This window comes from Frigoribacterium salinisoli (genome assembly GCF_054781095.1).
The window spans coordinates 239754-257656 of record NZ_BAAGVB010000003.1; the positions used below are offsets into that span (position 1 = coordinate 239754).

The window sequence follows — 17903 nt, forward strand, 5'->3', positions numbered from 1 at the left end:
CGCCCCTCCCCCCACCACCGGAGTCCCTCGTGCCCCACCGCACCGCCCCTTCCCCGTTCGTCGTGCAGCAGTCGTTCCCGACGCCCCGCCCCACCACGAACCCCTACCTCGTCATGCTCCGCGACGCGGTCGACGCCGTCCCCGGCGTGACCGTGCGCACCTTCAGCTGGCGGGCGGCCCTCACGCGGCGGGCCGACGTCTTCCACGTGCACTGGCCCGAGATCCTCGTCTCGGGGCACTCCCCGGCCAAGGCGCTCGTCCGCCAGGCGCTCACCGTGCTCCTCGTCGCCAAGCTGGGCGCGACGCGCACCCCGATCGTCCGCACCGAGCACAACCTCGCCCTGCCCGAGGGCATCTCCCGCCGCGAGCGCGCCCTGCTCCGCTGGATCGAGCGACGGACGACCCTGTGGATCCGGCTCAACGACGACACCCCGGCACGCCGGGGGGCGCCCAGCGTGACGATCCCGCACGGCCACTACGTCGACTGGTACGCCGACGGCCCGCGCCCCGACCGCGAGGCCGGCAGGGCGGCGTTCGTCGGCTTCGTGCGCCGCTACAAGGGCGTCGAGGGCCTCCTGCGCACGTTCCGCGACGTCCCGGGCGACGACCGTCGCCTGCACGTGGCCGGGGCCCCCTCGACGCCCGAGCTCGCCGCGCGCCTCGAGGACCTCGCCGCGGCCGACGACCGGGTGTCGCTCGACCTGAGGTTCCTCGACGACGACGACCTGGTCGACGCCGTGCGCCGCAGCGAGCTCGTCGTGCTGCCCTACCGCGAGATGCACAACTCCGGCGGCGTGCTCACGGCGCTGTCGCTGGCGCGCCCCGTGCTCGTGCCCGACAACGAGGTGAACCGCCGCCTCGCCGACGAGGTGGGCCACTCCTGGCTGCACCGCTACGCGGGCGACCTCACGGCCGACGACGTCGACCGCGCCCTCGAGCGCGTGGCCGCCCTCCCCGAGGGCGCGGTGCCCGACCTCACGGGTCGGGACTGGGCGCCGGCGGGCGAGCAGCACGTCGCCGCCTACCGCCGGGCCGTCGCCGCGCTGCGGGGCCGCTGACGTGGCGCCCGCGCTGCCCGACCTCGGCCGCGACCGCGACCGCGACGACCGCCCCGTCCCCGACCGGTCGCGTCCCGTCGACGCGTCGGCCTCAGCTCCGGCCGTACTCCCGGTAGCCGGCGCCCCAGGCGCCGGAGACCATCCCCGCGCCGCGCAGCACCGTGCGCAGGCCCCGGGCGCGGCGGCCGAGCGAGGCCGTCGCGACGCCCGTCGCCCAGCGGGCCGCGCCTCCTGCGAGCCGCACGAGGCCCTGGCCGGTGAGCCGCAGGCGCACCATGAGGCGTGCGGGGCCGCTCCCGGCCAGCATGACGCTGGTGAGGCCCCAGCCGTTGCCGCTGCTGTAGGCGCGCTGCAGCACCCAGCGTCGCGTCACGCGCGCGGCGGGCACGACGTCGGTGACCATCGCCTCGGCGCACCAGAGCATGGTGCCGCCGCGGGCCACGATCGAGCGCGTGAAGAGGGTGTCCTCGCCGCCGAGCTGGCCGAGGGCCAGGTCGAAGCGCAGGCCCCAGCGCCGGACGGCCGCGAGGTCGAGCAGCAGGTTGTTCGTCGCCGCGACGTCGAGGCGCGTGCCGGTCGCCGGGCGACGGCGCTCGAAGAACCCGCCGGCGACGATGTAGGGCTCGGGCGGCACGGCGAACTCGGACCGCACCGGGCCGACGACGGCGGCGGCGCCCGTGGTGCGCTGCAGGCCGAGCAGCTCGACGAGCCAGCGTTCGGAGGGGCGCTCGTCGTCGTCGAGGAAGACGAGCAGGTCGTCGTCGCCACCGACGTCGAGGGCGCGGTTGCGCGCCGCGGCGATGCCGGGCGTCGCCTCGTGCGCGTACTCGACCCGCACGCGGCCGTCGGTGGCGGCCAGCGCCTCCGCCGCGCCCCGCTCGACCCGGTCGCGGGCCGAGCCGTCGGGGTCGTTGTCCACGACCACGACGCGCGCGACGACGCCGAGGGCGGTCGCCGCGTGGGCCTGCTCGACGAGCAGCGGCAGGACCGCGTCGAGGTCTCCGGGGCGCCGGAAGGTGAGCACGGCGACCGTGAGCCGCACGGGGGCGTCGGGGGTCGGGGTGCCGGGGGTCGAGGGACCGTCGGGAGCTGCCATCGGGTCCAGCTTGGCAGACCCCGCGCCCGACGGGCGGTCGCCGCGTGACCGCCCTGCGGCCCGACCTCGCGGGAGCCTCGCTCGTCGTCGTCAACTACGGCTCAAGCGCCCTGCTCGAGGAGAACCTCGCCCCCCTCGCCCGCGCCGTCGACGGCCTCGCGGTCGTCGTCGTCGACAACCGGTCGACCGACGCCGAGCGCTCCCGCGTGCTCGCCCTCGGCGAGCGCGAGGGCTGGTCGGTGGTCACGCCGCCGGGCAACGAGGGCTTCGGCACGGGCTGCGACCTCGGGGTCGAGCGCGCCCGGTCGCTGGGCGCCCGACGCCACGTGCTGCTGAACCCCGACGCGACCATGACCGCGACGGCCCTCGCCAGCCTCGTGGCCGCCGTCCGCGACGACCCGGACCTGCTGGCGGCGCCCCGCATCGAGCGGCCCGACGGCTCGACCTGGTCGGCCGGCAGCGACCTGTACCTCGACGACGGCCGCGTCCGCTCGCGCCGCCGCCGCCCCGACGGCACGGACCCCGCGCGCGTGCGCCCGTGGTTGACCGGCGCCTGCCTGGCCCTGTCGGACGACCTCTGGCAGCGCTCCGGCGGCTTCGACGACGCGTACTTCCTGTACTGGGAGGACGTCGACCTGTCCCAGCGCGTCGTCGCCGCCGGGGGCCGGCTGGGCCTGCTCGACGACGTCGTGGCCGTGCACGCCGAGGGCGGCACGCAGGGCACGGGGGCGTCAGGGGGCGCGGGCGCGGCGAGCGCCGGCGAGGCCAAGTCCGCCACGTACTACCGCTACAACATCCGCAACCGTGCCGTCTACGCGGTCCGGCACCTGGGCGACGCGGACCTGCGGCGCTGGCACCGGGCGACGCCCCGGGTGGCGTGGGAGGTCCTCCTGCAGGGCGGCAGGAGGCAGTTCCTCACCTCGCCGGGGACGCTCGCCGTGGGCGCGCGCGCGGTGCTCGAGGCATGGCGGATCGTCCGGGACGAGCTGCGGCGGCGACGGGGCTGAACGGTCGGGGCTGGGCGACGGTCGGGGCCGGCAGGCACGGCCGGTGGGCCGTTGGGCGCATCGGCCCGCCCACCGGCGGGTCCCGCCCCGTCAGGCGCGGAGGAACGCCGCCAGCCCCGCCGCCAGGTGCCGCGTGGTGAGCCGGGCCTCGACGTCCGCTCGCCCGGCCGCGCCGAGCCTCCTGGCGGTCGCCTCGTCGTCGAGCAGGGCGAGCACGTGCGCCGCCACGGCGTCGGCGTCGCCGACGGGGGCGAGCAGGCCCGTGACGGCGTCGGTGACGTAGTCCTCGATGCCGGGGGTCGCGGTCATGACGACGGGCCGGCCGGTGGCCATCGCCTCGAGGCTCACGGTCATGCCCGACGCGTGCAGGTTCTCGCGCGTGGCGACCGCGACGACCGTCGCACGTGCGTAGAGCTCGGCGAGCTCGCGGTGCGGCACGTGCGGGACGGTGCGCACGCCCTCGGGCGCGGGCGCGTCCGACGTGGTCTGCACGAGCAGCTCGACGTCGGGCCGGGCCGCGTGCACGCGGGCGAGCGCCGCGAAGAGGGTGGCCGGATCGCGGTCGCGGTCGCCGCCGATGCTGAGCACGAGGGGCCGCTCGGGCCACGGCCGCGGGGCGAAGAACACCTCGTCGACGCCGAACGGCACGAGGCCGACGCGGGGGCCGTCGTCGCCCACGAAGGCCCGCAGGGGCTCGATCTGCCCGCTGCTGAGCACCCAGAGCGCCGACGTGCGCCGGAGCACGTCGCGCATCCTGCCCACGTCCTGGCCGCGGGCGACGCGGTCGGTGACCCAGATGACGCCCGCGGCGAGGTGCTCGTGGCGGGTGGTGAGCAGGGCGCGGCGGGCGGCGTTCTCGTCCCACGCGAGCCCGAGGTCGGCACCGGCGAGGTCCGCGAGCGGCGCGCGCGAGGCCCGTCGGGGCCGGAGGCGGTCGCGCAGCACGTCGAGCCGGCCGGGCTCGCCGAGGGGCACGATGCGGGCGGCGGGGTCGACGTCGCGCAGGGCCTCGAGGCCGTAGGGCCAGAGGCCGGGCCGCAGCCCCGCCCGGTGGTCGCGGGCCCAGCCGTCGACGTCGCGCTCGACGGGCACCAGCAGGTCGGTCACGAGGGCTCCTCGGGGGTCGGGGCGGCGGGGCCGGGAGCCTCGGGCGCGGCCGCCCGGTCGGCCTCGGCCCGCCGGCGGGCCAGGTCGCGCTGCACGTACCCGAGGTTCGGCGCGAGCTGGCAGACGGCGACGGCGATCGCCGAGCCGAGCACGGGGCCCGCCGCGCCGATCTCGCCGATGAAGTACCAGGAGAGCGCGAGCGTGAGGGGCACCATGAGCACGATCGGCAGCACCTGGAACACCAGGCCCGTCTTGTCGGTCATGTACATGCCGATCGGGTACTTCGCCGCCTGGAGGCCGACGAAGAGCACGAAGGCGGCGAGCATCCAGCCGTCGAGCACGATCTGGCCGCCCGAGACGAAGTCGGCGAGGAACGGGCTCAGGGCGGCGAGCGCCCCGCCGAGCAGGAGGCCGCCGAGCAGGAACCACAGCGTCGGCACCGCGGGCGACTCGACCCGTCCCGCGGTCCGGGCCGCGGCGTAGACGGGCCAGAGCGCGATGCCCGCGGCGGCCACGGTCTGGAGCACGATGCCGAAGAGCTGCGAGGCCAGGTTGTACTGGGCGAGCTCGTCGGGCCCCGCCAGGTGGCTCAGCAGCAGGCGCCCGGTCTGCATCGCGACGGGCAGGGCGATCATCTGCACGAGCATCGGCCAGGCGAGGCCGATCGCGGGCACGCCGCGGTAGCTGCGCACGCGGGGCACGAGCCGCACGGCCGCGCCGAGCTGCGGTGACAGGGCGCGGGCCGCGACGACGAGGCAGATGACCGACACGAGCGCGTTCGCCACGTACGAGATCACGGCGAGGTAGCTGCCGGCGGGCACGCTGAGCATGACCGCCGAGCCGATGGCGAGCAGCATGAACGGCGCCACGACGGACTGGCTGGCGACCTGCGTGCTCGTGCGGCGCAGGCCGACGAGGATCCGCTGCCCCACCGTCAGCGGCAGCACGAGCCCGAACACGGCGAGGCACAGCCCGGCGGCGAGCGACCCACCCTCGGGCAGCAGCCCCTCGCCGAGCAGCACGGGCCACCAGCCGAAGAGGGTGATCACGGCCGAGACGGCGACCATGATGCCGCCCGAGACGAGCAGCACCCGCAGGGCGGTGACGATCGACCGCTTCACGAAGTCGTCGGTGCGCACGCTGGACGAACCGGCCACCGCGTTGATGACGACGGCGGCGATGCCCAGGTCGGCGAACGGCAGGAGGGTCGGGAACGTCGAGAGGAGACCGTACTGCGCGTAGGCGGCCGTCCCGAAGTGCTCGATGATGAGCCGGCTCGTGATGATGCCGAGCACGCCCGACAGCCCCATGACGAGGACCTTGACCGCGGCGGTGGACCCGACGGCGGCCAGGGGACCGCGGGGCCTCCTCGGGGAAGGGGCGTCGTCTGCCGCGGCGCCGCCCGTCACCGGGTGCCGCCCGCCACGAGGGCGCCGCCGCTCACGAGGACGTCGTCGGCGGCGAGCCGGCCGTCCCGCGCGGGCAGGTCGGCGAGCACGTCGTCGGCGGTGCGTGCGAGGTCGAGCGCGGCGACGAGGCCGTCGGCGAGCACCTCGGCGGAGCGGGGCTCCGCCACGACGACGTGGCCGTGCCCGCCCAGCCAGTCGGCGAGGCCGGTCTCGGTCGTGGCGACCACCGTGCAGCCGTGCGAGAGGCCCTCCACGATCGGCAGGCCCACCTGCTCGCGCCAGGTCGGGCTCGGCTGCGACGGCAGCGTGAGCACGCGGGCGCCGTCGAGCACCTCGTGGATGCGGTCGCGCGGCGGATCGACCTCGAGCGTGGCCGAGGGCTCGCCGGCGAGCGCCGACCGCACCTCGTCCTCGAGGGAACCCTTGCCGAGCACGACGAGGCGGGCCTCCGGGCGGCGGGCGACGACGAGCGGCCAGGCGGCGAGCAGCACGCGCACGCCCTTGCGCTCGGCGAGCGCGCCGACGAAGGCGACCACGGGCGGGCGGGCGCCGCCGCCGGCGCCGGGGTGCGGAGCGGGCAGGGCGTGCACGGTCGACGCGGTCGTGCGGGCCGCGGGCGCGCCGAGCACCTCGGCGTAGGTGCGGCGGGCAGCGTCGGTGCCGAAGACGACGCGGTCGAGCCTCCGCCAGATCGCGCGCGCCAGGACGCGCTCGCCCCGGCGCCGGAGGCGCGTGCGCCAGGTCGGGGCGGTCGCCGCCGCGAAGGGGTCGGCGTTGCCGATCGCGTAGCTCACGACCTCGACGCGGCCGCGCCGGACGGCGCCGCGCACGGCGAGCGCCGCGAGCGCGAGCACCGTGGCCGGCACGCTCGACGTCATGAGCGGCTCGTTGACCTCCAGCACGCGCACGTCGGAGCGGGCCACGGCGACCGCGCCGGCGACGCGACCGGCCTGGACCAGGTCGAGCCCCTCCGCGAGCGCCGGGTCGAAGTCGTAGCGCACCTCACGGTGCACGATGCTCGCGGGCGCGAGCTGCCGGGCCCGCTCGAGGTGGGCCGTGCGCACGGACTCGTAGAGCCGCACGACGGGCAGGCGCGGCACGCCCCCGGTCATCGGGCCTGGTCGATCGTGCGCCGCCGCGAGGCCGTCCCCCCGGAGGCGCTGCCCCCGTCGTGCGCGCCGCCCCCGGCACGGTCGTCGCCGGACGTGGTGCGCGTGGCGCGCCTCCTGGTGCCGCGCTCGGGCCGGACGCCGTCGAGCACGACGCCGAGCACGGTCGCGTGCACGCCGTCGAAGGCGCCGACGCTGCGCTCGAGCTGCTGCCGGGTCGTGCGGCGCGCGGTGGCCACGAGGACGACCCCGTCCGTCGCGACGGCGAGGTCGAGCGGCACCGGGCTCACGAGCACGGGGGGCGCCGAGACGACGACGAGGTCCCAGATGCCGCGCGCCTCGCGCAGCACCGCGTCGACCCCGGCCCCGGGAGCCGTGGCCCGGGCGTCGGTGCCCGCGGGCAGCACGTCGACGCCCGGGCGCCAGCCCGTGGCGGCCTGGTCGAGCGCGACGTGGCCGCCCACGACGTCCGCGAGGCCGGTGCGCAGGGCCATGTCGACGGCGGCGGTGACGCCCTCGCCCGAGGGGTCGGCGTCGACGACGAGCACGCGCACGTCGCGCTCCGCCGCTGCGAGCGCGAGGTCGAGGGCCGTCCCGACGCTCGAGGACGGCTCCTGGGGCGCCGTCACGGTGAGCACGGTCGGAGCGGCCCGCCCGCCGTCGCCGACGGCGAGCACGCGCGCGCGCACCCGACGGTGGTCGTCGGCGGCCTGCGACCGCGGGGCCCCCTCGAGCACGACGGGCTCGTCGTGCCGGCCGACCGTGCCGAGCAGCGGTGCGACGTCGAGCTCCTCGAGGTCACGGCGGGTCCGGAGGCGGGTGTCCAGCACGGACCGCAGCAGCGCCGCCGCGACGCCCAGCGCTCCGCCCGCCGCGGCGCCCGTGAGCGTGATGAGGCGGCGGTTCGGGGACGCGGGCTGGGCCGGGGGCGAGGCGACCGCGACGACGCGGAGGGACAGCGCCGACGAGCCGTCCACCGACTCGGGCGACAGCTCCCTCGCCTGCTCCTGCAACGAACGGGAGACCGCGTTCGCGATCTCCGCCGCCCGCGTCGCGTCGGCGTCGGAGGCCGTGACGTCGATGATGACCGTGCCGAGGGGGTTCTCCGCCTCGACGACCCGCGCCAGCCTCGAGGGCGTGGTGTCGAGGTCGAGCTCGCTGATGACGGGGCCGAGCACCGACGGGGTGACCGCGAGCCGCGTGTACGACTGGAGCTGGCTCTGCGCGTACGTCGAGCCCTGGACGAGCTGGCTGGTGTCCTCACCGGGGGTCGTCGACACGAAGACGCTGCTCGTCGCGCGGTGGACGTCGGGCTGGGTCTGCGACCAGCCGTACGCGAGGAGCGCGCCGAGCAGGGCGGCCGCGACGACGAGCGGCCAACTGGCCACGAGGGCGCGCCAGTACGAACGAGGATCCAACTTCCACTCCCGGGTCAGTGGTGCTGAGGTCCCGTGAGCATAACGTCGCCGGCGCCCCGGCCCCGACCCCCGGACCGGGGGTGAGCGCTGCCCCGGGAGGGGCGCTCACCCCGGGGTCACCCGCCGTTCACCCGACGGAGGGCCCGCCCGGCAGCCGCAGCCCCGCCCAGCGCGGCCCGTGCCCGGTCACGGTCACGTGCCGGGGCTCGTCGCCGCCGCCCACCGCGACGTCGTCGTCGAGGGCGTCCTGGTCGGTCGGAGCGACGGGGGCCTCCGGATCACCGCCGCCGAGCCGCCGCTCGACGACGACGTCGAGCCACTGCTCGGCCACCCCGTCGAGCAGCCCGGCGCCCCACTCGACGACGACCACCGACCCGTCGAAGTCCAGGTCGAGGTCGTCGAGCTCGTCGGGCCCCGAGAGCCGGTAGGCGTCCACGTGCACGAGGGGGGCGGCACCCTCCCGGGGGTGCGTCCGGGCCAGCACGAACGTCGGGCTCGCCACCTGGCCGCGCACGCCCATGCCCGCCCCGATGCCGCGCGTGAGCGTTGTCTTGCCGGCGCCCAGCGGGCCGGTCAGGACGACCAGGTCGCCGGCCCCGAGCTGCTCGCCGAGGGCTCGCCCCAGGCGCTCCATGCCCTCGGCGTCGGCGACGACACCGTCGAGCAGCACCCGGGGGTCGGTCACGCCACGCCCCCGACGTAGCGGCGCGGCACGCGCGGCCCGATCCGGCAGGCGACCTCCTCGGGGATCGTGCCCGTGCGGTCGGCCCACTCGCCGATGGTCAGCTCACCGTGGTCGCCGGGGCCGAAGAGGAGCACCTCGTCGCCCACCTCGACGGGCGCGTCGCCCACGTCGACGAGGAACTGGTCCATGGCCACCCGGCCGACGACGGGGTGCCGTCGACCGTGGATCGTCACCTCGACCCCGTGCTGGGCCCGGCGGCTCACGCCGTCGGCGTAGCCCACGGGCACGAGGGCCAGGGTCGTCTCGCGCTCCGCCCGCCAGGTGTAGTCGTACGAGACGCCGGTGCCGGGCGCCACGCGCTTGGTCCGCACGACGGAGGCGCTCAGGGTCAGGATCGGCCGCAGCCCGCGGTCGGCCGCCGTGACCCCCTCGGTGACCGGGATCCCGTAGCCGTTCGACCCCATGCGGACCAGGTCGAAGCGGCGCTCGGCGTGCTCCATGCCCGCCGAGCTCGACGACAGGTGGCGCAGCTCGAACGTCGCGCCGAGCGCCTCCGCCTCGGCGACGGCCGCCGTGAACCGCTCCAGGGCGTCGCGGTCGTCGTCGGGGCTGGTCTCGGACACGTGCGAGAAGACCCCGCGCAGGCGCACGACGCCCTCGTCGCGCAGCTCCACCGCGCGCCGCACGAGCGCGGGCCAGTCCCCGGGGAGGCAGCCCTCGCGGTGCAGCCCCGTGTCGAGGTCGAGCTGCAGGAGGGCCACCCCGCCGGAGGCGCGCGCGGCCCCGGCGAAGGCCTCCAGCTGCTCGAGGGTCGAGACCCCCAGGTCGACGCGGTGCTCGACGGCGCCCGCGTAGTCCTCGTCCGGGCCGAGCTGCCAGGCCAGCATCGACGCCTCGTCGCCGAGGCCCGCACGCCGGAGCCGCAGGGCCGGCTCGAGCTCGACCGTGCCGAACCAGCGCACCCCGGCCGCCACCGCCTCCGGCACCATCACCTCGAGGCCGTGCGAGTAGGCCTCGCTCTTGACGATGGCGAGCACCTGGGCGGGAGCCATGCGCTCCACGAGCGACGAGAGGTTCGCGCGGTAGGCGGCGAGGTCGACGGTGGCGAGGCGGAGCGGGGCCGGGGTCATGCGTGCCTCCTCGGCAGGTGGGGAGAGAGACAGGCGACGACCTCGTACGTGATGCCGCCCGCGGCGGCGGCCCACTCCTCGGCACCGACGTGCCCGCGGGCGGGGTCGCCGAAGAGCACGACCTCGTCGCCCACGGCGACCGGGTCGTCGCCCACGTCGACGACGAGCGCGTTCATGGCGATGCGGCCGCGGACGCGGTGGCGGCGCCCGCCGATCGTCACCTCGGCCCGGTCGCTGGCGGCGCGGTCGATGCCGTCGGCGTAGCCCAGGGGCACGATCGCGATGGTGGTGTCGCGCTCGGGGCGGAACACGTAGCCGTACGAGACCCCCTCGCCCGCGGGCACCCGCTTGACGGTCGTGACGGGCGCCGTGAGGGTGAGGGCGGGGCGCAGGCCGAGCTGCGCGGCCGTGCGGTCGGCGAACGGGCTGAGGCCGTACGCGGCGAGGCCGAAGCGCACCATGTCGAGCCGGGCGCCCTCCTGCGCGAGCGCGCCGGCCGAGGCGGCGAGGTGCAGGAGGCGCGGCTGCAGCCCGGCCTCGCGCGCGGCCCCGGCGGCGCGCGCGAACGCCGCCGCCTGGTGGCCGTCCTCGGCGGGCGACGCGTTGGCGAGGTGGCTCATGAGCCCCTCGACCGGCAGCTCGGCCTGCAGCTGGGCGGCCCGGGCGAAGAGCGCCGACCACTCGGACTCGACCGCGCCGTTGCGGCTCAGCCCCGTGTCGACGCAGAGGTGGACGGCGCGGACCCCGGCCCGGGCGGCGGCCTCGAGCTGCGCGAGGTCGGAGACGGCGGGCGTGATCCCGTGCTGCGCCGCCCGCTCGAAGGTCTCGCCGGGCGCGTGCAGCCAGGCGAGGACCGGCAGCGTGACGCCGCCCCGCCGCAGCGCGACGGCCTCGTCCAGGTCGGCGACGCCGAAGCGGTCGACGCCCGCGCGCTCGAACGCGAGGGCGGAGGCCACGGCTCCGTGCCCGTAGGCGTCGGCCTTGACGACGACCATGACCTCGACGCCGCCGACGGCGGCGCGGAGCGTGCGCGCGTTGTGCTCGAGGGCCGACGTGTCGACGGTGACGAGGGCGTCCTGGGTCACGGGCGCGCCTCCTCTCGGGACTCGGCCACGACGTACGCGACGGCCACGCCGGCGTCGTGGGACAGGGACAGGTGGAGGCGGTCGGCGCGCCGCGAGGCCGCGAGGGCCGACGCGCCGCCCGACAGGGCGAGCGAGGGAGCGCCGTCGTCGTCGCTGCGCACGACCATGTCGTGCCACCGGACGCCGGTGGAGCCACCGAGGGCCTTCACGAGAGCCTCCTTCGCGGCGAACCGCGCCGCCAGGGAGCGCACGGGACGGGGCCCCCCGGAGGCGAGCACGAGCTCGGCGGGGGCGAAGAGGCGCTCCCGGAGCGCGGGGGTGCGCTCCAGGCTGCGCCCGAACCGGGCCACGTCGACGACGTCGACGCCGATCCCCACGATCACGCGGACCGGCTACTCGACCGTGACCGACTTGGCCAGGTTGCGCGGCTGGTCGACGTCGAGGCCCTTGGCGCTGGCCAGCTCCATGCCGAAGACGTGCAACGGCACGACCGCGAGCAGCGACTCGAAGATCGGCGAGGCGAGCGGGATAGGCAGGACCTCGTCGGCGTAGGGCAGCACCGCGGCGTCGCCCTGCTCGGCGATCGCGATGACGCGGGCGCCGCGCGCCCGGATCTCTTGGATGTTGGAGACGACCTTGGGGTGCAGCGACCGCGGGTCGCGGGGGCTGGGCACGATGACGAAGACGATCTGGCCCGGCTCGATGAGCGCGATCGGACCGTGCTTCAGCTCGCCGGCCGCGAAGCCCTCCGCGTGGATGTAGGCCAGCTCCTTGAGCTTGAGCGCGCCCTCGAGGGCGATGGGGTACCCGACGTGCCGGCCGAGGAACAGCACCGAGCGCGTGTCGGCCATCCAGCCCGCGAGCGTGCGGATGCGCTCCGACGACTCGAGGACCTGCTCGATCTTCTCCGGGATCGCCTGGAGGTCGGCGACCTGCTCGGCGATCTGCTCGGCCGAGAGGGTGCCGCGGACCGTGGCGAGGTGCAGGCCGAGGAGGAACAGGGCGGTGCCCTGCGCGACGAACGCCTTGGTCGAGGCGACGGCGACCTCGGGGCCGGCGTGCGTGTAGATCACCGCATCGGACTCGCGCGGGATCGTGGCCCCCTGCGTGTTGCAGATCGAGAGCACCTGCGCGCCCTGCTCGCGGGCGTACTTGACGGCCATGAGGGTGTCCATCGTCTCGCCCGACTGGCTGATCGACACGACGAGCGTGCGCTCGTCGAGCACGGGGTCGCGGTAGCGGAACTCGTGCGCGAGCTCGACCTCGACGGGCACGCGGGCCCACTGCTCGATGGCGTACTTGCCGAGCAGGCCGGCGTAGGCGGCCGTGCCGCAGGCGATGACGATGACGCGGTCGACGGCCGCGAGGCGCTCCCGGATCGGGTCGAGGTCGCTGAGCACGACGGCGCCGTCGACGACGCGGCCGAGCAGGGTCCTGGCGACGGCCTCGGGCTCCTCGGAGATCTCCTTCGCCATGAAGCTGGACCAGCCGCCCTTCTCGGCGGCGCTGGCGTCCCAGCTGACCTCGAAGGGCTCGGCGCCGACGGGCACGCCGTCGAAGCCGATCACGTCGACGGCGTCGGGGCGGATCGTGACGATCTGGTCCTGGCCGATCGAGAGCGCGCGGCGCGTGTGCTCGACGAAGGCGGCGACGTCGCTGCCGAGGAAGTTCTCGCCCTCGCCGAGGCCGACGACGAGCGGCGAGTTGCGCCGAGCACCGACGACGACGCCGGGCTGGTCGGCGTGGACGGCGAGGAGCGTGAACGCGCCCTCGAGCGTGCCCACGACCGCGCGCATCGCCTCGGTGAGGTCGCCCGTCGTGCGGTGCGCGCGACCGACGAGGTGCGCGGCGACCTCGCTGTCGGTCTCGCTGAGGAACTCGACGCCCTCGGCGACGAGCTCGGCCCGCAGCTCGGCGAAGTTCTCGATGATGCCGTTGTGGATCAGGGCCAGCCGACCGTCGTCGGCCAGGTGCGGGTGCGCGTTGGCGTCGGTCGGGCCGCCGTGCGTCGCCCAGCGCGTGTGGCCGATGCCGGTCCTGCCGTCGGCCAGCGGAGAGGCCTCGAGGTCGTCGACGAGGGCCTGCAGCTTGCCCGCCTTCTTGCGGTCGCCCAGGTGGCCCTCGTCGTCGATGACGGCGACGCCCGCGGAGTCGTACCCGCGGTACTCCAGTCGCTTGAGGCCTCCCAGGAGGACCTCGATGCTCTTGCTCCCCGCGGCGGAGCTGCCCACGTACCCGACGATGCCACACATGCGGACGATCCTAGATGGTCGCCGAGGGGCGCTCCTGGAGGCCGCCGCCACCGCGCGCCCGGGTAGCCTCTCCCCCATGCCCGACGCGACCACCGCCCACGTCACGCCGTTCGTCGAGATCGACCGCGACGCGTGGGCCGAGCTCGCCCCGACCACGCGCCTGCCGCTCACCGAGACCGAGCTCGTCCAGCTGCGCGGCCTGGGCGACCGCCTCGACCTCGCCGAGGTGGCCGAGGTGTACCTGCCCCTCAGCCGGTTGCTCAACCTCTACGCCGCGGGCGCCCGCGACCTGCACCGCGCCACCAGCGCGTTCCTGGGCGAGCGCGCGCAGCGCACGCCGTTCGTCATCGGCGTGGCCGGGTCCGTCGCGGTGGGCAAGTCGACCGTCGCGCGCCTCCTGCGCACCCTGCTCTCGCGCTGGGACGACACCCCCCGCGTCGAGCTGGTGACCACCGACGGGTTCCTCTACCCCAACGCCGAGCTCGAACGGCGCGGCATCATGCACCGCAAGGGCTTCCCGGAGTCGTACGACCGCCGGCACCTGCTGCGCTTCGTCTCGCAGGTGAAGAGCGGCGCCGAAGAGGTGCGGGCGCCGTTCTACTCGCACGCGAGCTACGACATCGTCCCCGACGCCGAGGTCGTCGTGCGCCGCCCCGACGTGCTCATCGTCGAGGGGCTCAACGTGCTGCAGCCCGCGGTCGCCGGCCGGCTCGCGCTCAGCGACCTCTTCGACTTCACGGTCTACGTCGACGCGCGCACGCACGACATCGAGTCGTGGTTCGTCGAGAGGTTCCTCGCCCTGCAGAAGGGCGCCTTCACGCAGGAGCGCTCGTTCTTCCACCGCTTCGCGGGCATGGACGAGGCCGAGGCCCGCGCCTTCGCGGCGGGCGTCTGGCGCGACGTCAACGAGCCGAACCTGGTCGAGAACGTCCTGCCCACGCGGTCGCGCGCGACGCTCGTGCTGCGCAAGGGCGCCGATCACCAGGTGTCGTCGGTGCTGCTCCGCAAGATCTGACCGGCCCGGGCCCCGGCCCCGGCCCCGGGCCCGGCCCGAGGCAGGGGGCAGGAGGCGCGGACGGTCGCCCGGTGCACGCCGCGGCCCCTCGTCGTGCGGCTCAGGCCGCGGGCAGCGCCAGGCGCTCGCGGACCACCTCGACGAGCTCCGCCGCGACCGCGTCGGCGGTCGCCTGGTCGGCGGCCTCGACCATGACCCGGACCACGGGCTCGGTGCCGGAGGGCCGCAGCAGGACCCGGCCGGAGCCGCCCAGCCGCTCGCTCGCCGCACGCACGGCCTCCTGCACGCCCTCGTCGCCGTCGAGCGCACCGCGGTCGACGCCCCGGACGTTGACGAGCGTCTGCGGGAACACGGTCATGACCGCGGCCAGCTCGGCCAGCGTCTTGCCGGTGGCGGCCATGCGCGCCACGAGGTGGAGCCCGGTGAGGACCCCGTCGCCCGTGGTGGCGTGGTCGCCGAAGATGATGTGGCCCGACTGCTCCCCGCCGAGCGAGAAGCCGTGCGCCGCCATGTCCTCGAGCACGTACCGGTCGCCGACCTTCGTCTGCCGCACCGTGATGCCGTGCTCCTCCATGGCGCGCAGGAGGCCCAGGTTGCTCATGACCGTCGCGACGAGCGTGTCGTCGGCGAGCAGCCCGCGCTCCTTCTGCGCGACCGCGAGGATCGCCATGATCTGGTCGCCGTCGACGACGCGGCCCTGCGCGTCGACCGCGAGGCAGCGGTCGGCGTCGCCGTCGTGGGCGATGCCGACGTCGGCGCCCGCCTCGAGGACGGCCCGCGCCAGGTTGTCGAGGTGCGTGGAGCCGACGCCGTCGTTGATGTTGACGCCGTCCGGGTCGGCACCGATCAGGGTCACCCGGGCACCCGCGTCGGTGAAGACCTCCGGGGAGACCGCCGAGGCGGCGCCGTGCGCGCAGTCGAGCACGACGTGCAGGCCCTCGAGGCGGTTCGGCAGGGCGCCGAGCAGGTGGAGGACGTAGCGGTCCTCGGCGTCGGCGAAGCGACGGATGCGGCCCACGTCGCCCCCGACGGGCATGAGCTGCGGGGCGCTCATCGCGGCCTCGATGCGGTCCTCGACCTCGTCGGGGAGCTTCGTGCCGCCGTGGGCGAAGAACTTGATGCCGTTGTCGGGCGCGGGGTTGTGCGAGGCGGAGATCATCACGCCGAAGTCGGCCCCGACGTCGTCCACGAGGAACGCGGCCGCCGGGGTCGGGATCGTCCCGGCGTCGAGCACGTCGACGCCCGAGCTGGCGAGGCCCGCCGCGACGGCGGCCGTGAGGAACTCGCCGGAGATGCGGGGGTCGCGGGCGACCACGGCGACCGGGCGGCGCCCCTCGGCGCGCCGGGACTCGGCGTGGTGGCCCTTGGTGAGGACCACCGCGCTCGCCTGGGCGAGGCCCAGGGCGAGCGCGGCGGTCAGCTCACGGTTGGCGAGTCCGCGGACACCGTCCGTGCCGAAGAGACGAGGCATGTCGGGACCTGCCGGGGCGGGATCAGCGCTTCGAGAACTGCGAGGCCTTGCGGGCCTTCTTGAGACCGGCCTTCTTGCGCTCGATGACGCGGGCGTCGCGGGTGAGGAAGCCGGCCTTCTTGAGGGTCGCGCGGTTGTTCTCGCGGTCGATCTCGTTCAGCGCACGGGCGATGGCGAGGCGGAGCGCCCCGGCCTGGCCCGAGGGGCCGCCACCCGTGACCTTGACGGCCACGTCGTACGCGCCGATGAGGTCGAGGACCTTGAAGGGGTCGTTGATCAGCTGCTGGTGCAGCTTGTTGGGGAAGTACTCCTCGAGCGAGCGGCCGTTCACGACGAACGAGCCGGAGCCGGGGGTGAGGCGCGCACGGGCGATGGCCTCCTTGCGGCGGCCGACGGCCGAGCCGGAGACGTTGAGGACGGCGCGGGGCGTCGTCGTCTCGGCCGGGGTGCTCTCGGTGGAGAAGGCCTGGGGGGCCTGGTCGATGGAATCTGCGATCTGAGCCACGGTGTGGGAGTCCTTTGTCTGGCAGGCGGACGCTACTGGGCGACCTGGTCGAGGGTGAAGGGCGTGGGCTGCTGGGCAGCGTGGGGGTGCTCGGCACCCGCGTACACCTTCAGCTTCTTGATCTGGGCGCGGCCCAGCGAGTTCTTCGGCAGCATGCCGCGGATCGCCTTCTCGACGGCGCGCGTCGGGTGCTTCTCGACCATCTCGGAGTACGTGGTGGCCGTGAGCCCGCCCGGGTAGCCCGAGTGGCGGTAGTAGAGCTTCTCGGCGAGCTTGGAGCCGGTGAGGGCCACCTTCTCGGCGTTGATGATGATGACGAAGTCGCCCATGTCCATGTGGGGGGCGAACGTCGGCTTGTGCTTGCCGCGGAGGAGCGCGGCCGCGTGGCTGGCGAGACGGCCGAGGACGACGTCTTCAGCGTCGATCACGAGCCACTTCGGCTGGACATCAGCCGGCTTGGGGGAGAAGGTGCGCGTCACAGTGGTGCTGCTTCCTGGTCGAGGTGAGGTGTCCGTGAATCCCGCTCCGTTGCCGTTGCCGCGCGATGCGCGTCAACGAGTCAGGTGGAGGGCTCAACTTCGGGTGCCGCGCGCAGTTGCGCAGACACCAAGGGTCGAGAGTAGCCCACTGGCCCCGGACGGTCAAGAACGGCCGCTCGTGCCCTCGAGGTCGCGGCGGGCCCTGGTGCGCTCCGCCCGCGCCCCGAGCTCGTCGTCCGGCGGGTAGCCGACCTCGGTCAGGGTGAGCCCGACCGGGGGCACGACCGTGAACTCGCTGCCCCGACGTGCCTCGTCGCGCAGCTCGGCGGGACGCCCGGCCGGCAGCACCCCCTGCCCGGCGGCGACGCACGCCCCGACCAGGTTGCGCACCAGGTTGTGGCAGAACGCGTCCGCCTGGAGGGACCCGACCAGCACCCCCTCGTCGTCGCGGCGCCAGGTGAAGGCCTGCAGCTCGCGGATCGTCGACGCGCCCTCGCGGGCCTTGCAGTACGCCGCCCAGTCGTGCAGCCCGAGCAGCCCCTCGGCGACGGCGGCCATGAGGTCGACGTCGAGCGGCCGCCCGTGCCACAGCGTGTGCTGGCGGCGGCGGGGGTCCCGGACCGACCCGGGGTCCGCGACGCGGTACTCGTAGCGCCGCCAGACGGCCCCGAAGCGCGCGTCGAAGCCGGGCGGCGCGAGGCTCGTGCGACGCACGACGATCTCGTGCGTCCGTGAGGCCAGCCCGTCGAGCCGGACCGCGAGCGCCGCGACCGGGTCGGTCGCCACCGCTCCCCCACGGCGCCGCTCGAGCAGGGCGAGCTGCGCGGGCGTGAGGTCGACGTGCGCGACCTGCCCGCTGGCGTGCACGCCGGCGTCGGTGCGACCCGCCACCGTGAGGCGCGGCGCCGGTCCCACGCGGCCGAAGACCGTGGCGAGGGCCGCCTCCAGCTCGCCCTGCACGGTGCGCAGGCCCGGCTGCGTGCTCCACCCGGCGAACCCGGTGCCGTCGTAGGCCACGTCGAGCCGGAGTCGCGTGGTCGGTCCGTCGGTCGGGGGCACGCTGGTCACGCTCCGATC

The 17903-nt window shown here is 75.6% G+C and carries 17 protein-coding genes; 3 read left to right on the top strand and 14 right to left on the bottom strand.

The genetic code is table 11. The features are described 5' to 3' along the window. Positions 1-29 precede the first annotated feature (29 nt). Positions 30-1058, top strand: coding sequence for a glycosyltransferase (locus ACYVHQ_RS09090; RefSeq protein WP_460512255.1), 1029 nt, complete (start codon positions 30-32; stop codon positions 1056-1058). Positions 1059-1149: 91 nt separating this feature from the next. On the opposite strand, the gene ACYVHQ_RS09095 is transcribed toward ACYVHQ_RS09090, so the two are convergent. Further along, positions 1150-2154: a glycosyltransferase gene (locus ACYVHQ_RS09095; RefSeq protein ID WP_460512257.1), complete on the bottom strand. Its 1005-nt coding sequence runs from the start codon at positions 2152-2154 to the stop codon at positions 1150-1152. A 44-nt stretch (positions 2155-2198) separates the two neighbouring features. Here ACYVHQ_RS09095 and ACYVHQ_RS09100 point away from each other — a divergent pair, with 44 nt between their 5' ends. Then, the gene (locus ACYVHQ_RS09100; protein WP_460512259.1) at positions 2199-3161 is read left to right on the top strand and encodes a glycosyltransferase; all 963 of its coding nucleotides are present in this window, start codon (positions 2199-2201) and stop codon (positions 3159-3161) included. Between the two features lie 90 nt (positions 3162-3251). Here ACYVHQ_RS09100 and ACYVHQ_RS09105 read toward each other — a convergent pair whose 3' ends face one another. The 9 genes from ACYVHQ_RS09105 to glmS all read right to left on the bottom strand — a co-directional run bounded on the left by ACYVHQ_RS09105 (position 3252) and on the right by glmS (position 13356). Further along, positions 3252-4268: a glycosyltransferase family 4 protein gene (locus ACYVHQ_RS09105; protein WP_460512261.1), complete on the bottom strand. Its 1017-nt coding sequence runs from the start codon at positions 4266-4268 to the stop codon at positions 3252-3254. Then, positions 4265-5578 carry an MATE family efflux transporter gene (locus ACYVHQ_RS09110; protein WP_460512263.1) on the bottom strand — a complete coding sequence of 438 codons (1314 nt, stop codon included), beginning with the start codon at positions 5576-5578 and terminating at the stop codon, positions 4265-4267. Before ACYVHQ_RS09110 ends, ACYVHQ_RS09105 begins: the two co-directional genes overlap by 4 nt. A gap of 95 nt (positions 5579-5673) precedes the next feature. Then, positions 5674-6789, bottom strand: coding sequence for a glycosyltransferase family 4 protein (locus ACYVHQ_RS09115; protein WP_460512265.1), 1116 nt, complete (start codon positions 6787-6789; stop codon positions 5674-5676). Continuing rightward, the gene (locus ACYVHQ_RS09120; RefSeq protein ID WP_460512267.1) at positions 6786-8204 is read right to left on the bottom strand and encodes a hypothetical protein; all 1419 of its coding nucleotides are present in this window, start codon (positions 8202-8204) and stop codon (positions 6786-6788) included. The genes ACYVHQ_RS09115 and ACYVHQ_RS09120 overlap by 4 nt, the downstream gene beginning before the upstream one ends. A gap of 127 nt (positions 8205-8331) precedes the next feature. Continuing rightward, positions 8332-8838: a tRNA (adenosine(37)-N6)-threonylcarbamoyltransferase complex ATPase subunit type 1 TsaE gene (gene tsaE / locus ACYVHQ_RS09125; protein ID WP_460512586.1), complete on the bottom strand. Its 507-nt coding sequence runs from the start codon at positions 8836-8838 to the stop codon at positions 8332-8334. Between the two features lie 47 nt (positions 8839-8885). After that, on the bottom strand, positions 8886-10019 hold the full coding sequence (alr, locus tag ACYVHQ_RS09130; RefSeq protein ID WP_460512269.1) for an alanine racemase: 1134 nt from the start codon (positions 10017-10019) through the stop codon (positions 8886-8888). Beyond that, a complete protein-coding gene (gene alr, locus ACYVHQ_RS09135; protein WP_460512271.1) occupies positions 10016-11104 on the bottom strand; it encodes an alanine racemase in 1089 nt (362 codons plus the stop codon). The genes alr (ACYVHQ_RS09130) and alr (ACYVHQ_RS09135) overlap by 4 nt, the downstream gene beginning before the upstream one ends. Then, positions 11101-11487 (bottom strand): holo-ACP synthase, encoded by a 387-nt coding sequence (locus ACYVHQ_RS09140; RefSeq protein WP_460512273.1) that lies wholly within the window; start codon positions 11485-11487, stop codon positions 11101-11103. Before ACYVHQ_RS09140 ends, alr (ACYVHQ_RS09135) begins: the two co-directional genes overlap by 4 nt. Positions 11488-11496: 9 nt before the next feature. Continuing rightward, on the bottom strand, positions 11497-13356 hold the full coding sequence (gene glmS / locus ACYVHQ_RS09145) for a glutamine--fructose-6-phosphate transaminase (isomerizing) (protein WP_460512275.1): 1860 nt from the start codon (positions 13354-13356) through the stop codon (positions 11497-11499). Positions 13357-13432: 76 nt separating this feature from the next. On the opposite strand from glmS, the gene coaA reads away from it, so the two are divergent. Next, positions 13433-14371 (top strand): type I pantothenate kinase, encoded by a 939-nt coding sequence (gene coaA / locus ACYVHQ_RS09150; RefSeq protein WP_460512277.1) that lies wholly within the window; start codon positions 13433-13435, stop codon positions 14369-14371. A gap of 100 nt (positions 14372-14471) precedes the next feature. Here the strand turns inward: coaA and glmM are convergent, their stop codons facing one another. From glmM to ACYVHQ_RS09170, 4 genes are all read right to left on the bottom strand, one after another. Next, a complete protein-coding gene (gene glmM, locus ACYVHQ_RS09155; protein ID WP_460512279.1) occupies positions 14472-15842 on the bottom strand; it encodes a phosphoglucosamine mutase in 1371 nt (456 codons plus the stop codon). Between the two features lie 22 nt (positions 15843-15864). After that, positions 15865-16347: a 30S ribosomal protein S9 gene (gene rpsI / locus ACYVHQ_RS09160; RefSeq protein WP_460512281.1), complete on the bottom strand. Its 483-nt coding sequence runs from the start codon at positions 16345-16347 to the stop codon at positions 15865-15867. 32 nt (positions 16348-16379) lie between these two features. Further along, positions 16380-16826: a 50S ribosomal protein L13 gene (gene rplM, locus ACYVHQ_RS09165; RefSeq protein WP_460512283.1), complete on the bottom strand. Its 447-nt coding sequence runs from the start codon at positions 16824-16826 to the stop codon at positions 16380-16382. 162 nt (positions 16827-16988) lie between these two features. Then, positions 16989-17894, bottom strand: coding sequence for a tRNA pseudouridine synthase A (locus ACYVHQ_RS09170; protein ID WP_460512285.1), 906 nt, complete (start codon positions 17892-17894; stop codon positions 16989-16991). Between the last annotated feature and the right edge of the window lie 9 nt (positions 17895-17903).

Coding starts and splice junctions, on each gene's coding strand:
- coaA (WP_460512277.1), top strand. CDS start 13,433: ATGCCCGACGCGACCACCGCCCACGTCACGCCGTTCGTCGAGATCGAC.
- alr (WP_460512269.1), bottom strand. CDS start 10,019: ATGACCCCGGCCCCGCTCCGCCTCGCCACCGTCGACCTCGCCGCCTAC.
- ACYVHQ_RS09110 (WP_460512263.1), bottom strand. CDS start 5,578: ATGGGGCTGTCGGGCGTGCTCGGCATCATCACGAGCCGGCTCATCATC.
- glmS (WP_460512275.1), bottom strand. CDS start 13,356: ATGTGTGGCATCGTCGGGTACGTGGGCAGCTCCGCCGCGGGGAGCAAG.
- ACYVHQ_RS09095 (WP_460512257.1), bottom strand. CDS start 2,154: ATGGCAGCTCCCGACGGTCCCTCGACCCCCGGCACCCCGACCCCCGAC.
- ACYVHQ_RS09115 (WP_460512265.1), bottom strand. CDS start 6,789: ATGACCGGGGGCGTGCCGCGCCTGCCCGTCGTGCGGCTCTACGAGTCC.
- glmM (WP_460512279.1), bottom strand. CDS start 15,842: ATGCCTCGTCTCTTCGGCACGGACGGTGTCCGCGGACTCGCCAACCGT.
- tsaE (WP_460512586.1), bottom strand. CDS start 8,838: ATGGAGCGCCTGGGGCGAGCCCTCGGCGAGCAGCTCGGGGCCGGCGAC.